Genomic DNA, 15,269 nt, shown 5'->3' with positions numbered 1-15,269 from the left:
AAAACCTTCTCTGCTGCGCAAAGAAGGTTGTCGGGCGAAGCAAATACCGGATGAGTTAAATTATAGCGGATATCAACTATTCAAACTGCAATTCCCATTTATTTTCGCCGCCGTCAACAACGCGAAAGATGCGCTTTTCGGCAGTAGCGTCACTGTCCGATGATTTTATAAGCACTACTTCATGATCGTGAAACTCCTCTGTTTGAGGTACCATTATGGCGGTTAAAGTATGCGGATCGCCGGGAACTGTTAAAGTTTTCATAGCATTTCAGGTTTAATTAATGTTTTAACAATGCAGGTTAAAATAAGTTTCGGTGGGTTGGTTGATATTCAGCAGGCAAGGTTTTAAAGCGGTGCGGTGATAACACCGACCGCAGGCTGAATTAATTAATAGACACACGTGACACGCGTGCGCCAGCCGGGAGATAATAATGTCTGCAGGCTGAATATATAAACTTAAAGAAATGACTATTAGAACATTCATTGATTTCTATAACTTTAAAAAAGCAATCAAAGATGTTTGGTAAAAACAAGGAATTTATAAAAGTACCGGCATGGTATTATCCTACAGGAATAGTTTTAACAATCCTCATATTTATTGGCGCTATCTTAATATCAAACCGGAGGTCGAGTGATTATAAGCCAATAATTGGTGATGAAATAATAAATCCGATCACCTTAACAGGAAATGAAGATTTTGGAGGTGGATTACGTGGAGCCGTTTTTTATAAGCCCAAAAGATTCATATATGAAGGTGTTCTGATAAGCATCGCTTGTCAGGATAAAAAAGATTTAGACAAATTTGAAATTAATCCCGGCACTTTAACTTTTATCGATCACAACAACCTGAAATATAAGTTATCTGACCTGCGTTACCCCTTTCAAATTTTCAAAGGAAAAGATAGCATTATACATATTCAAAAAGGTAGCTGTAAGTTAAATTTTAAACTAACAGAATTTGAGGGTAACAAATAGCCAACTTTACTTGCATTCATTTAAAATGAGTACTCGCTTCTAATTTTCAGGGCGTATCCCTACGGGCCGGGCTATACGTTCATACTGCGCAAGGCCTTAGGCGCTTGGCCGGTATCCACTTCTATCCCTTACGCGGGGAGGCTCAAGGGAGGGGATGGAAGGATTTAAAGAGGTGCGGTGATAACACCGATCTTAGGCTGTAATTTGACAAAAACATTTTTGATATATTTAAATCGACATCACAATTATTATAATGGACAATTTTTTAAGAAAGATAAAACTAATCTATTTGCATTTTTTGCTGGTGGCCATCGGCTTTATTATATTATATTCATTTTTAATATGGGCGATCGTATACCAATTTTCTTTGTTGGCCTTAAACGAAAATTTAATTATTTTTTGGCTGCCGTTTTGCCTGCCTGTAATACCTACTTATATCTGGTTGAGGCCCAGGATTAAATTACTGGTATTAAAAGATAAAAAGGGGAATTTACCATTTCTATATTTTTCTGCGGCTTGCTTGGCAATATCAGCTCCAACCATTGTATTGCAAGAGTATTTACTAACAGCAACAGGTAAACTGACAAGAATTCAAAACATTGATGAAATAAATCAAAAACCTCTCACGAAATATTACATAATTGCAAATCATTATATTGATAAACAACATGCGACAGTACATCGAAAAACGGAAGTGAGTGGCAGGAATAACAATTATTTGACTTTTCATCTCTATTTTGCTTGTCCTATTTTAAACAAAGCCTCTCAAATAGATAGCAGCAATAACTTTAACATGCCGGTGGCTTGGCTGGGAACGGAGTACACAAAAGGTATAAGTAATCATAGTAGCGATAGTGAAAAAGAACAGGCATTTAAACAATTATGGATAGAAGCATACAATAAATTAAAATATGAAAATCTTGACCGATTTATCTACTTAGACCATATCGGCAATAATGATCGCCGCAAGGGTTATTATGCAGCGATAAAGTCAATACGTCAATATAATAGTGCAGATCCATTAATTCTTGAAGGTAAAGATGAACCGTTTGAAACAAGAAACGGAGATAAATTTGGTTGGATATTTAAATCATTTGGCATCGGCGCTGGAATTTGGCTTATTATGTTGATCTTTCCTAAGTTTGACAATGTGCAGTTGAAAAAGCTACCGGAATACAGTTTTCGGAACCAATGGGAGACCTTCTATAAATTTATTTCATCAGTAAAAACCATTGGTAAATCATCAGTCGCAATTATCATTATTGGACTAAACATTATGGTCTTTATCATTATGGTCTTTGCAGGATTAGGATTTATTTCGTTTGACGGCCAAGAACTATTTGCATGGGGAGCTAATTACCGTCCAGCAGTGATTAGCGGACAGTGGTGGCGTTTATTGACTAATATCTTTTTGCATGGGGGATTAATGCACTTGATATTTAATATGTATGGTTTACTTTTCGTCTCTATTTTCCTCGAACCTGTTTTAGGAAGAGTAAAATTTATAATTGCTTATTTTTTATGTGGTTTATTAGCAAGCCTTGCCAGTATATGGTGGTATCCAGCAACCTTAAGCGTTGGTGCATCAGGCGCGATCTTCGGATTATATGGAGTATTAACCGCTTTATTAACAACTAAAAAAACCGATGCAAATTCCCAAAGAGGATTATTAATAAATAACGCAATTTTTATAGGGATTAATTTAATAATAGGGTTTACTGGAGGTATTGACAATGCCGCTCATATTGGCGGATTGTTAACTGGATTTATTGTCGGTTATGTAATGTATTTTTTTATTGATGATCCCAAACCTAAAAGAAAATATAAGAAAAGAATAAAAGTTGTCGAAAACACTGAAAATTTATTGGAAAATAAGAACTAAACCATTTATTCCCACGCTGGCGCACGCCTGTGGCGTGTGTCTTCTCTCCCCATTCGTACCATCCGTGTATTCCAATAGACACTCACACCTGCGTTAAGGATTGGAGTGGATACCGGCCAATGCGCCTAAGGCCTGCAGGCGTATGAACGTAAAGCCTGACCCGAGGTACGAGGGGAACGCCCATGCATTCCCCTCATCAATCCTCCGGTTTCTCCCTCGCGTCGGCCATGCGCACTATTCTTGGTTCAAATTTGGCCAGTACTTCTACCAAATCTGTTTGGGCGGCCATTACGGTATGGATGTCTTTGTAAGCCATTGGGGCTTCGTCCATATCGCTGCCCATGAGGGTGATGCGCTTATCGATAAGGTTGGCGGCAATGGCGGCCTTATCTAACCTTTTAAATGCGGCGCTTCGGCTCATGGCCCTGCCCGCCCCGTGGCTTGCCGAATTAATTGACGCGGCATCGCCTTTACCGCGCACCAAAAAACCAGGGGTGCTCATGCTGCCGGGAATAATACCCAACACGCCTTCGCCGGCTGGGGTTGCACCTTTGCGGTGCACCATTACTTCGGTACCATCGGCCAGTTGCTCTTTCCAGGCAAAGTTGTGGTGGTTCTCTATACGGGTAATAGGGTTAACGCCTAATGCACGGGCAATTTTGTTGTGTATTTCGTGGTGATTGGCGCTGGCATATTCACCGGCAAGGTTCATGGCTATCCAGTACTCCTGCCCTTCATCTTTATCCAAATCTAACCATGCCAAATGTTTGGCTTCGGCAGGGAGTTTGGTTTTGGAGATGGCAATTTTACTGTAATAGTCGGCCACGGCCCCGCCAAACCCGCGCGAACCCGAGTGTGAAAGCAATGCCAGGTACCTGCCTGCCGGGATGCCGGCTAAAGCACCCTCGGCAATGGTTAACTCGCCCCACTCCACAAAGTGGTTACCGGTGCCACTGGTACCCAACTGCGCGTAAGCCCTGTCTTTCAACGTGCGGATCAGCTTGGTTTCGCCCCATGTTTTGCTATCAAACAACGAACTATCGAAGTATGATTTGGTAGTGCATCCCACTCCGAAGTAGGTATTATCAACCAGTATATCCTTCAATTTATCGGTTTCTGCATCTACAGCTTCGGCGGGTATATCAAACACACTCAAGCACATACGGCAGGCAATATCTACCCCAACAGCAAACGGAATTATCGTATTGGCCGTAGTAGCCAGCACCCCGCCAATAGGCAAGCCATAACCCTGGTGCGCATCCGGCATCAGTGCCCCCGCAACAGCAATAGGTAACTGTATAGCGGTACGCATTTGCGCTAAAGCCCCTACCTCAATATGCTCCAATCCCCACACAGGGAAATCTACTATCTCTTCCTTCAGTTTAAAGTTGCTGCGTTGCTGCTTAACAAATTTACCCTCTTTACGCAGGGCTATTACATCTTCGGCCAGGTTTTTAAACTTGCCGCCTTTTTTAAGGGCGTAAGGTATAGGGTCGTTGATAAGGGCTTCTAAATTGGCCAGTATTTCGGCCTTGGGCATTACGTCGTGTTTTAGCAAACCATTGGCCACGCGGCTAAAATTCACCAGTATATCAATTTCATTAATACCCAACGCGTTTAATTCGCTGTTGCTTACTTTTTCTTTTTGCGCCGCTGCACCCTGAACGGCGGGCGATGGGTTTGTATTTTGCTTTCTCATAAACGTGAGCTTGTAATTTAACAATTTAATAGTCGCCGGGCCAAAACCCCTCGCCCGGTATTGAGCGAGGGGGCGTTTGTGAACAGGTTTAGCCTTTCGACACCACAAAGAGAAACACCAACTGCGCAGCGTATTTGCGCAGTTGAAAATAATTTGTAAATTCGTCTGGAACCGGAATTTATTGAATTAAAGAATTGGCAGAATGTAATTTGTCTGGAACCGGAATTTGATGAATTTTAGAATTTACAGAATGCATGGTGATGATTAGCCTCTTTGTAATTCAGCAAATTCTAAAATCCTGTAAATTCTGATATATGATTCTGTAAATTCTTTAATTCTGTAAAATTCTGGTTCAGACAACCTTATGCCCGTTAACCGCAACGCCCTTATCCGCTACCGCACTATAGACCAGTGCCTGCAAAACCGACACAAGAAATGGACGCTGGACGACCTTATTGATGCTTGCAGCGATGCTATTTACGAGTATCAGGGTATTGATACCGGTGTTAGCAGGCGTACCGTGCAGGCCGATATGGAGATGATGCGCAGCAACAAGCTGGGTTACGAAGCGCCTATTGTGGTGGTTGATAAAAAGTATTACACTTACAGCGATAAGAATTATAGTATAACCAACAGTCCGCTAAACCAGCAGGACATGCAGGTGCTGGGCGAAGTATCGGACTTGCTGAAACAATTTAAGGGCTTCAGCCACTTTACCGACCTCAACGAGATGGTAAGTAAGCTGGAAGACAAGATATATACCCAAAAAACACAAAGCGCGCCGGTTATTGATTTTGAAAAGAACGATAACCTGAAAGGCCTGGAATGGATAGAGGTGATACGCAAGTATATTGTGGCCAGGAAAACCATGTGCGTAACCTACCAATCGTTCAGGGCTCGCGAAGCCAGCACGTTTTGTTTCAGCGGATACCTGCTTAAGGAATACCGTAACCGCTGGTTTGTATTGGGGGTATCGCACCAGCGCTATAACCCCTTGCTTAACCTTGCTTTAGACAGGATACAAACCATCACCGCGCACGATGATGATTACATTGAAAATACCACTATAGATTTTTCAACCTACTATAACGATGTGATAGGCGTAACCAAATCGCCCGGTCAGCGCGATGTAGAAGTAGTGTTTTGGATTGATGCCAAAAATGCCCCCTATGTAATAACCAAGCCTCTGCATCATACGCAAAAGCTGTTAAGTGAAAATGAAACAGGCAAAATATTCAGCATCCGTGTAATTATGAATTTTGAACTGGAGCGGGAACTATTAGGTTTCGGCGCAAAGCTCCGTGTACTTGGCCCAAGGATATTGGTGAAACAAATTAAAAAGCAATTGCAAGAAACGCTGGAAGGTTACAAAACGCCGGATGAGAAAAACAACGAAGAGGGGGAAGATTAAAAGCCAAATTCCGTTATATTGCTAATCAACTCGTTTCGTTAACTAATAAACTCTCTGCACAACATTTGTTTCTAAACTCTTGCTTACACAATTGATTCTTGTCTCCTGATTCTCTAATCTTGCCTCTAATTTTCGGGCGTATCCCTACGGGTCGGGCTATACGTTCATACGCGCACAAGGCTTTAGGCGCTTGGCCGGTATCCACTTCTATCCCTTACGCGGGGATAGTTGGATGAAGCGCACGCGGCACGCGTGCGCCAATGCTGGCGGGGTTGCAAGCTGATTGGTGTTACACAACAGCTAATAATTTAAAGTATAAAGCTATTCTTACCCTGCTTAAGCTGATGATCTTTTCCTTTCCAAACGAAAGTACCTGTTATTTTTTGAGGAAGGTCAATGGTTATATTCCATTTAGTGCCTGTGTATGAATAAGCCACATCTATATTGCCATTTGGATGCGGTATGGTGCCACTGATATTGGTTATCTTACCCAAATGCGGGGTTATTTTCACTTTTTGAAAACCGGGAGCATCACTATCAATTCCTAAGAGTGTACGATACACCTCAATGTTCGGGCTTGCCCCCCAGGCGTGGCAATCAGAACGACTAACCTGTGGATCGGGTTCCTCGGCCCAGGTGCTTAATCCCAGCTTTATATTGTCCCGCCAAACATCCAACCACGACAGGTATTGATCACCGAAGCCGGCCTTTGCGAGTGCTAAATGCATATAATATTTGAAGTAGATGGAGCACTGCGCAAGCTTACTGTCATTCATTATTTTGTTGCCTAAAGCCTGCCATGTTTTTTCAGGAGCCACATCTGTAAGGATTGCCAAAGTGTTAGCATGCTGAGAGAACGAAGTTCGTTCTGATGTTTCTGCAAAAAGCTGTTGCTCTTCGCTCCAGTATTTTTTCCGGATGGTTTGCTTAAGCTGATCCGCTTTTTTACGGTACAGATCCGAATAAGCCGGCATGCCCAGTTTAGCCTCCATTTCGGCACCCCATTCATAGGCATACAGCAATTGAAGATCCAATACCGACGAGCTTCCATCGGCTCCTTTTGGCGCGTTGCCGCCATCCCAGCCGTGGCCGTTAACCCAGTCTGCAAACGTCCAGAAAGGGACATCCTTTAGCGAACCGTCTGCCTGCTGGTATTGCTCAAAGAAACCAAGAATAGCACGTTCGCCCGCGAGTTTGCCCTTGATAAAGCTTTCGTCATTGCGGTACATCCAATAATCATGCAGCATACCGATATACCATAAGGAGAATCCCGGTATTACCTGGTTGCCATTACTCGGCCAGCGGCTTTGCGTTACCCCCTCCGGAAGACGCGAACCGTCGATCTGGTTAATTGCATTACGGGCAAGCGTATCATTGCCGGCATTGTAGTAAGATACCAATGCCTGTATGCGCGTATCGCCAATATATTGCAGCTGCTCATAGTAAGGGCAGTCGAAATAGGTTTCTATTGCGCAGAGGCGGGCTGTGCGCCAGCCAATGTCCAAAATGCTCTTCAATTCTTCATCACCGCTGTTTAGCTTAGCTTTCAGCCTGAAAGGATACCCCGTAAATGTTCCGTAAAGATCATTGATAGTCAACGGCATTTCGCCCGTGCGGATGGTGACCTGGATGTAGCGAAAGGTTCGCCAGTACAACGTGGTGAAGGCTTGCCCCTCTTTGCCGTTAGAAATAACGCTATCTGCACGGCCTAAAAAATCTTTGCCTTCAACCTCATCACGATTCCCTTTACGCCTCCTGCCCTCCGTACGTTTCTCATACAACGTTTCGGCATAACGCATGGTGATGCTGCTACCTTTTCCTCCGCTAAAAGCAAGGTTCAGATAGGCGTTCGTCAGCGTGTCCTGATCCAGCAAAAGTTTCACAACGGTGTTAGGTGGTACTGTAATGGCAACCTTGGCTTTCGGAAAACCTGCCGGAACATTTATACCTGTCGCTTTGCGCAAAGTTGAAATACGCTGATCGGTCAGTTCCATTTGCGGCAATAGCGATGGCATCAGCATCCAGCCGAAACCGTCGCCCCTTCCTTTAGGCAGCGCCTCAAAAAGTTCCTCGGCAGCAGTCCATTTGCTATCGTCAAAGTCAGTTGTCTTCCAACCGGTTATCAATTTATTCATATCCACTATTTCTCCCTTGCTTGCCGCAATTGGAAACCAACCCGGATATGGCAGATAAGCTTTTTCATTGGTACATTTCCAGGTTTTATTGGTATTGATAATATCTTCAGCCGCAGTTGCTCCCTGTAGCATAAAACCTGTTCTGAAACTAACCTGTGCAACAGGCCTAAATTGGGCCTCGTTAAAAACCAGGGCTGCTACGGTATTATTACCACTTTTTAAGTACGGTGCAAGATCAACCGTTTCATAGTTCCATGAATAATTGTCGCCCCGTGCCGGACCTATGGAAACCAGTTGCCCGTTTACATACAATTTGTACCGGTTATCTGCCGATACATGTACTTTAAAAGTTGATGGCTTAGCATTTAGCGTTATGCTTTTACGAAAATAATAGATGCCATACTCCGTGCCGGTATTGCCCGGCATGGCTATCCAGTTTGCCGACCAGTTATGCACCGGCAATGCTAATAGTTTAGCATCGGTATTAGTAGTGAGAAATAAGCAGATTAACAAAACAAAGACTATTCGAAAGTATGAAGATTTTAATGTTAGAACCATGAAATTTTATTTTTTAAACGGTAACTACTACAAGTTGCCAAACATATAAAAGTTAAGCAAACAAATCTCCTATAACCCTCCTGATTTCGATTAATGGATGAAATTATGCTGTAAAGGCATACACGGCACACGTGCGCCAGCGGGGAGGATAGATTTGGAGGTTGAAGCAGTAAGATAGACTTACTAAGTTTTAAAAACTTCGTAAGTCTTGATTGTGTAGCATGTTTAATGTGGGATCTCTTGTTACCTGACTGTCTGTCGCTGGCAATCATCTTTTCTCCTGATTCTTTAATCTTGCCTCTAATCTAAGGGCGTATCCCTGCGGGTCGGGCTATACGTTCATACGCGCACAAGGCCTTAGGCGCTTGGCCGGTATCCACTTCTATCCCTTACGCGCTAAGTTGCAGAGGCACACGCGGCACGCGTGCGCCAGCGAGCGGCGTGTGTTATTCCGGTACAAAGCCAACATGCTCCTTTTTGAGCAAGTTGCCATCTTTGAAATGTATTATATATTTTGATGGATCAAACGAAACAGGCACTAAATTTTCTTTTAACTTTCCTTTTTTATTTAAATCATCAATAAGCTTGTTGCGTAAAATCTTCTTTATTTTAGTTTGGCATTCTTTTACATTGTAGCTTTTTTGAGGCTGATATACCAATATCGGCTCACCCTTAACTATTGCATAGCAGGATGGCATATTCTTTAATAATGTACTGTGATAGATAATTGAGGTTAAGTAAAATCTAATTTCATTTTCCTTTATATACTCTATTTTTATTACAGCGACGGCCTTGCTGCCCGAAATCTCATTTTCTTTTAAATACTTTACAATCTCATCATTAACATACTCTTGTTCTATTTGCCAGTAACATATTTGGCTGTCTTTGTTTTCCTTTAAGCTTTGTCCGAATAATATGTTTGACCAAACTATAATGAAACAGATTATATAGCATTTCTTCATATTGTTAGGTAGGAGATTTATCGTAAAATAAATTATTCGTAGTCTCTATAAATATAGAGACATTATTGCGATAGATAATAACTTCTATAAAAAGGGTGATTTGCTTACGAATACCTGTGTCTAACTTACCGAATACTCCCCCGCGTTAGTGATGGTAGCGGATACCGGCCCGGAGCCTAATGCCTTGTGCGCGTATGAGCGTACAGCACGGGCCGAAGGCAACGCCCTTGTTTAGAAGCAATGCATTAGAGTCAAGAGTTGAGAATCAGGATACAAGAGATACATTTGAGAGGAACATTTTATGATACAGGGAAACTGCCGGAGAAAAGATCAGAATAAAGAGCGACATAAACCATATATAACGATCATACAACCGATAATTACTTCTTAGTTCCTATATACACCAGGCTCCTTTCATCATGTTAACCAATTTGGAATAATCCACCAATTACTACCCCAATAAAAAAGGCTTAAAAAATAAAACCCCCAGAGCACTCGCTGCCTGGGGATTTCAACCTAAACCTTATCACATAATGTATTTAAGAATACATTGCTTCAAAGGTAAGCAATTATATTTACAAATAAGAAATAAAAAACAATTCCTTTAGGTTGTAAAGCATTTAATATGTTATTAGTCAGACAAATGCCCATTTTTGGCTTTAAACCATATTGTCCATATTTTTTGATATTAAATTAGAAAAACAGATATTAAATCGTTTATTTGAAAAACGATTTACCTGAATGAGAAAGCCAATTTTAACCACTGCCCTATTGGTGGTATTTTCATTTTTTAACGCCCGCGCGCAAGATTATGTAAAGTATGTGAACACCTTGCAAGGCACACATTCCGACTTTGGCTTGTCGTACGGCAGCACCTACCCTACCGTTGGTTTGCCTTTTGCCGAGCATTTTTATTCGCCCCAAACCAACAAAAACGGTGAGGGCTGGAAATACCAGTACCAGGCGGGCGAAATACGCGGCTTTCAGCAGGTACACCAGTGCAGTCCCTGGATGGGCGACTATGCCGTATTTTCGTTAATGCCGGTGGAAGGCCCCCTAAAAGTTACCGACAACGACCGTGCCGCCTCATTTAAACATGCTAACGAAACTGCCAAGCCCAGCTATTACAAAGTAAAGTTTGATAACGGCATTACCACCGGCATTACCGTTACCGAACGCGGCGCGCACATGCGCTTCGCCTTTACCCGCACAAAGGATAGCTATATTGTTTTTGATGGCTATAAGGGCAATTGCGAACTACAGATCATCCCCGAAGAGCGCAAGATCATCGGTTTTGTTACCAACGGCACGTTCATCCCCAAAAACTTTAAAAATCACTTTGTTATACAATTTGATAAGCCTTTTACCGCTTACGGTACATGGCAAAAGCAAGGCGGTGTAATTACCAAAGGCGCTAAAACCAATAAGGGCACGGCTGTGGGCGCTTACATTCAGTTTAAAAAAGGCGCCGTGGTGGAGGCTAAAATGGCTTCGTCATACATCAGCCCCGAGCAGGCGCAGCTTACCTTTACCCGTGAACTGGGCAAATTCAAAAACTTCAACGAAACGGAGGCGGCAGCCACCAAGGTATGGAACACCCTGCTGGGCCGCGTAGCGGTTGAGGGTGGTACCGAGGAGGAAAAGGCGACTTTTTATTCGTGCCTATTCAGGGCTAACCTGTTTTCGCGCAAGTTTTATGATTTGGATAAGGATGGCAAGCCTTACTATTATAGTCCGTATGATGAGAAGGTGCATAGCGGCTACATGTATACCGATAATGGCTTTTGGGATACCTTTAGGGCGCAGTTTCCGCTGAGTAATATTTTGCACCCCGAAATGCAGGGCCGGTACATGCAGAGCCTGATCGATGCGCAACAACAGTTCGGCTTTTTCCCTACTTGGTCAAACCCGGGCATGTCGGGTGTAATGGTGGGAAACCATGCCATTTCGCTGCTGGCAGATGCCTGGGCAAAGGGCATCCGTACCTTCGACCCTAAACAAGCCTTGGCGGGCTACCTGCACGAGGCTACCAATAAGGGCCCCTGGGGAGGTTCAAACGGTCGCGAAGGATGGAAGGATTATTTCACCCTGGGCTATGTACCCAAAGGAGAGGTGTACGAGTACGGTGCCAAAACTCTCGAATACGCTTACGACGATTTTTGCGCCTACGCGCTGGCCAAAGCAACGGGCGATACTTTTTACCAGGAAATATTTGCCCGCCAAATGTATAACTACAAAAACCTGTACGACCCATCGGTAGGTTTTATGCGGGGCAAGCTGGCCAATGGCGAATGGCTCCCCAATTTTGACCCGATTGAATGGGGCGGCCCTTTTACCGAGGGTAATTCGTGGCAGTATAGCTGGTCGGTATTTCAGGATATAAACGGACTGGTTGATTTAATGGGCGGCGACCAAAAAGTAGCCACCAAACTGGATACCTTTTTTACCACCAACAGCAACTTTAAGGTGGGCACTTATGGCCAGCAAATACACGAAATGACCGAAATGCAACTGGGCAAAATGGGCCAGTATGCCCATGGCAACGAGCCCGATATGCACGTGCCTTACCTGTACAACTACATAGGCCAGCCCTGGAAAACCCAATACCGTGTAAGGCAAATTATGAATAAGCTGTATAATGCCGGCCCTAAAGGTTTCCCCGGTGATGAGGATCAGGGGCAGATGTCGTCGTGGTATGTGATTAGCGCGCTGGGCTTGTACAGTGTTTGCCCCGGTACCGATGAGTACGTGATAGGCAGCCCGGTATTTAACAAAGCGACCATTACCTTAGAGAACGGCAAAAAGTTCACCATTGTGGCTAATAATAACAGCAAGAGCAATGTTTACATCCAGTCGGCCACGCTGAACGGCAAGGTGTACAACCATAACTTTATCACTTATAACGATATTATTAACGGCGGTACGCTGGTGCTGCAAATGAGTGATAAACCTAACGAGCAACGAGGCATTGAAGCGGCAGATAAGCCATTTTCACTGTCGGCAAAAGCAAGGTAAGTACTGTGGCGATGATATAGAAGTTTATCCTAATTAAATGCTATAACAAGCTCAATTATAGTAAGTATAAGGATTGACAGAAAAATCATTCCGAATATAACCAAGGCCCTTTTTAATTTTTTATTATCCTTAGTTTTTCTCCATGAAATTATATTCAAAATTACGTACACCATACCTGTGATTATAATCACGACTTTTAAAAGCGTTAACACTGTATAAATTGCGGTATTACTCATAATAGTTTTGGCAAAGATATATAAGTTAAGCACTTTCACTTACGCTCATTTATAATGAGTGCAAGTACGTAGAAATCTTACCACTTGTGCTGATCTCCGATCAGTGCTTAATATGGGTGGGCATTTGTAATGCCGGTGGCGATGCAATCGCCAACCCAGGTTAAGCACTCATTACAAATGAGCGCAAGTAAGAACATTGGTTGAATCAATATTTCGCCTATTTCTTCACCCGGACAGGTTTGATTCCCTCGTGTGTAGGGATGGTTTGTTTGATAGTACCGTCGGCATTAAACTCCAGCTTATCGATACAAACCTCGCGGTTATAGCCTGCCGCCTGCCCCATGTGAATACCATTAGGGTAGGCAAAACGATGGTAAATAATATACCAATCATCAGTACCCGGTACTTGTATGGTAGAGTTGTGGCCGGTGGCGTAAATACCTGTGGCCTTATTTTTAGCTATCACGAGGTTGTTTGCGGGTACTATTATTTTCCCTAACGGAGATGTGGCAGTGCCATAGCGTACCCGATAGTTCTTGCTGCGGGTATCATCTTCGCTCCACATAAAGTAATAGGTGCCCTTGCGGTATAACACGTGTGTACCTTCCCTAAAGGTATCATTGGGCGTTAGTATGGTAGTGGTTTCCGTTTTTAGGGATACCATATCGTCGTTCAATTCGGCACCGGCCATGTACCCGTTACCCCAATAGAGATAGCTTTTACCTGTTTTAGGGTCGGTAAATACATCGGGGTCAATCACCTGACCGCCTTTACCCTCGGGGTTCTTATCAATCAGTGGCTTACCCAGGTCAATAAAAGGCCCGGTTGGATTATCGGCCACGGCCACCCCTATTTTTTGTGCCGCAGTGAAATAGTAAAAGTACTTGTACTTACCGTTTATCTTCTTCTCTACAATACAAGGCGCCCAGGCATTACGTTTGCCCCAGCTTACATCTTTCGGTAAATCAAGTATTACACCTTCGTCCTTCCAGTTAACCAGATCTGCCGATGAAAAGGTTTTGAAATAGGTACCCGCCCAATTGGTAAAGCCATCGCTGGTAGGGTAAATGTAGAACTTGCCGGTCTTTTCCGCATATAAAATATCCGGATCGGCATAGTAGCCATCCAGTACCGGGTTGTGCACTTCCCTGGCTGTTACTTCATATTGCTGTGCCACCTGCCCTTTTATAGCGACTGTATATTTTACCGTGCCTGTTGTAAAATTCGCAGCTTTAGGGATGATGCTTGTCCCCGGGAATTGTATAAACTGTGGATCGAACGAGCGTAACGCTGTACCCGGTTTAACCGGCAGGTAGAGCTTTTTGCCCGCGGTATCAAAAACAACATTCTGCTTTTTAATGGCGTTGGCGTTTGCCCAGGTAATGGCATCATCGGCCACGCCCCATTTTTCTGTAAGGCGAGCCATCTCGGCAGCGGTAACCGGCATAACGGTACCATGGCGCGGGTGAAAGTTCATGGATACGTTTTGGTCAACCACCGCGAAATTCTTCAGATCGGTAGTTTTGGTGAACTGGTAGCGGCCCTTGGTATACACATCATACATTAAAATATACCCTTCGCCATTGTTCAGCTTAAAAACACCTGCGCCCTCAACCGGGTCGGTGGTTTGCTGCACGTATTTATCCTGTAATACGTAACCCTCAGTCAGCTTATCTGATACGGCAACCTTTATCCCGGCACCCGAACCTTCTGTTTTAAAGAACAGGTGATACTTACCATCCTTTAAAATAATATCGCCATCAATACAAGCGCCGTTGGTTGGGCTGATAAAGAGTTGTTTCGGTGTAGTTTCCAGATCGGTAAAATCGGCATTGGCGTAAGCGTAATAAATTTTATCCGGATCGTCGCCATTTTTAAGGGAGAAGTAAACCATGTATTTACCGGCCTTATCATCATAAATGGTCTGCGGCGCCCATACACGCAGCAAGTTATCATTCCCCGGAAACCTTTTTTGAATATTAACAATGGCCGATGTCCAGTTGATCAAATCGGTCGATTTTAGCAGCACCATAGCCCGGTTGGAGTTCCAGCCTTTGCCGGATACCATATCGGTAGCTACCATGTAAAATGTTTTGCCATCGACGCCACGCAAAATATGCGGATCGCGCACGCCGCCTGTAGAGCTTATCTTTTCTGAACTCACCACAGGCTTATCGCCGTTTAAGGCCCTGTAGTTATAACCATCGTTACTTAAAGCAAAGCGAATCGATTCATCAGCCTTATCGTTACCGGTAAAATAGGTGAACAAATAGCCGGTATATTTTTGTGCCGACGGCTGCTTTTGCGCATTAGTAAAAAGCGGCGCTAAAAGCACCAGCAATGCCGGCAAAGTACATTTCTTTATAGAGAAACTCATTAAATTGTATTTTCGTTTT

Annotated in this window: 9 protein-coding genes; 4 read left to right on the top strand and 5 right to left on the bottom strand. The window is 43.5% G+C overall.

Going from position 1 to position 15,269, the window contains the following annotated elements; translation table 11 throughout:
* Positions 1–76: 76 nt before the first annotated feature.
* A complete protein-coding gene (locus ABD894_RS07670; RefSeq protein ID WP_345210419.1) occupies positions 77–262 on the bottom strand; it encodes a hypothetical protein in 186 nt (61 codons plus the stop codon).
* Between the two features lie 254 nt (positions 263–516).
* On the opposite strand from ABD894_RS07670, the gene ABD894_RS07665 reads away from it, so the two are divergent.
* Positions 517–975 (top strand): hypothetical protein, encoded by a 459-nt coding sequence (locus ABD894_RS07665; RefSeq protein ID WP_345210418.1) that lies wholly within the window; start codon positions 517–519, stop codon positions 973–975.
* A 253-nt stretch (positions 976–1,228) separates the two neighbouring features.
* Positions 1,229–2,857: a rhomboid family intramembrane serine protease gene (locus ABD894_RS07660; protein ID WP_345210417.1), complete on the top strand. Its 1,629-nt coding sequence runs from the start codon at positions 1,229–1,231 to the stop codon at positions 2,855–2,857.
* Between the two features lie 196 nt (positions 2,858–3,053).
* On the opposite strand, the gene ABD894_RS07655 is transcribed toward ABD894_RS07660, so the two are convergent.
* Positions 3,054–4,556 carry an RtcB family protein gene (locus tag ABD894_RS07655; RefSeq protein WP_345210416.1) on the bottom strand — a complete coding sequence of 501 codons (1,503 nt, stop codon included), beginning with the start codon at positions 4,554–4,556 and terminating at the stop codon, positions 3,054–3,056.
* A gap of 364 nt (positions 4,557–4,920) precedes the next feature.
* Here ABD894_RS07655 and ABD894_RS07650 point away from each other — a divergent pair, with 364 nt between their 5' ends.
* Positions 4,921–5,967, top strand: a complete 1,047-nt coding sequence (locus tag ABD894_RS07650; protein WP_345210415.1) for a helix-turn-helix transcriptional regulator — start codon at positions 4,921–4,923, stop codon at positions 5,965–5,967.
* 308 nt (positions 5,968–6,275) lie between these two features.
* Here ABD894_RS07650 and ABD894_RS07645 read toward each other — a convergent pair whose 3' ends face one another.
* Both ABD894_RS07645 and ABD894_RS07640 read right to left on the bottom strand, forming a co-directional pair.
* Positions 6,276–8,615 (bottom strand): alpha-L-rhamnosidase-related protein, encoded by a 2,340-nt coding sequence (locus tag ABD894_RS07645; RefSeq protein WP_345210414.1) that lies wholly within the window; start codon positions 8,613–8,615, stop codon positions 6,276–6,278.
* Positions 8,616–9,106: 491 nt separating this feature from the next.
* Entirely contained in the window at positions 9,107–9,622 is a 516-nt protein-coding gene (locus tag ABD894_RS07640) for a hypothetical protein (protein WP_345210413.1), read from the bottom strand.
* A gap of 741 nt (positions 9,623–10,363) precedes the next feature.
* On the opposite strand from ABD894_RS07640, the gene ABD894_RS07635 reads away from it, so the two are divergent.
* Positions 10,364–12,637: a GH92 family glycosyl hydrolase gene (locus ABD894_RS07635; protein WP_345210412.1), complete on the top strand. Its 2,274-nt coding sequence runs from the start codon at positions 10,364–10,366 to the stop codon at positions 12,635–12,637.
* A 453-nt stretch (positions 12,638–13,090) separates the two neighbouring features.
* On the opposite strand, the gene ABD894_RS07630 is transcribed toward ABD894_RS07635, so the two are convergent.
* Positions 13,091–15,250, bottom strand: a complete 2,160-nt coding sequence (locus tag ABD894_RS07630; protein WP_345210411.1) for a glycoside hydrolase family 43 protein — start codon at positions 15,248–15,250, stop codon at positions 13,091–13,093.
* Positions 15,251–15,269 lie beyond the last annotated feature (19 nt).

Source organism: Mucilaginibacter gynuensis (genome assembly GCF_039541195.1).
GTDB classification, from domain to species: domain Bacteria; phylum Bacteroidota; class Bacteroidia; order Sphingobacteriales; family Sphingobacteriaceae; genus Mucilaginibacter; species Mucilaginibacter gynuensis.
The sequence above is the reverse complement of the archived record's forward strand: the minus strand, read 5'-3'. Positions and strand labels throughout refer to the sequence as shown.

Coding starts and splice junctions, on each gene's coding strand:
- ABD894_RS07635 (WP_345210412.1), top strand. CDS start 10,364: ATGAGAAAGCCAATTTTAACCACTGCCCTATTGGTGGTATTTTCATTT.
- ABD894_RS07665 (WP_345210418.1), top strand. CDS start 517: ATGTTTGGTAAAAACAAGGAATTTATAAAAGTACCGGCATGGTATTAT.
- ABD894_RS07650 (WP_345210415.1), top strand. CDS start 4,921: ATGCCCGTTAACCGCAACGCCCTTATCCGCTACCGCACTATAGACCAG.
- ABD894_RS07670 (WP_345210419.1), bottom strand. CDS start 262: ATGAAAACTTTAACAGTTCCCGGCGATCCGCATACTTTAACCGCCATA.
- ABD894_RS07660 (WP_345210417.1), top strand. CDS start 1,229: ATGGACAATTTTTTAAGAAAGATAAAACTAATCTATTTGCATTTTTTG.
- ABD894_RS07630 (WP_345210411.1), bottom strand. CDS start 15,250: ATGAGTTTCTCTATAAAGAAATGTACTTTGCCGGCATTGCTGGTGCTT.
- ABD894_RS07640 (WP_345210413.1), bottom strand. CDS start 9,622: ATGAAGAAATGCTATATAATCTGTTTCATTATAGTTTGGTCAAACATA.
- ABD894_RS07655 (WP_345210416.1), bottom strand. CDS start 4,556: ATGAGAAAGCAAAATACAAACCCATCGCCCGCCGTTCAGGGTGCAGCG.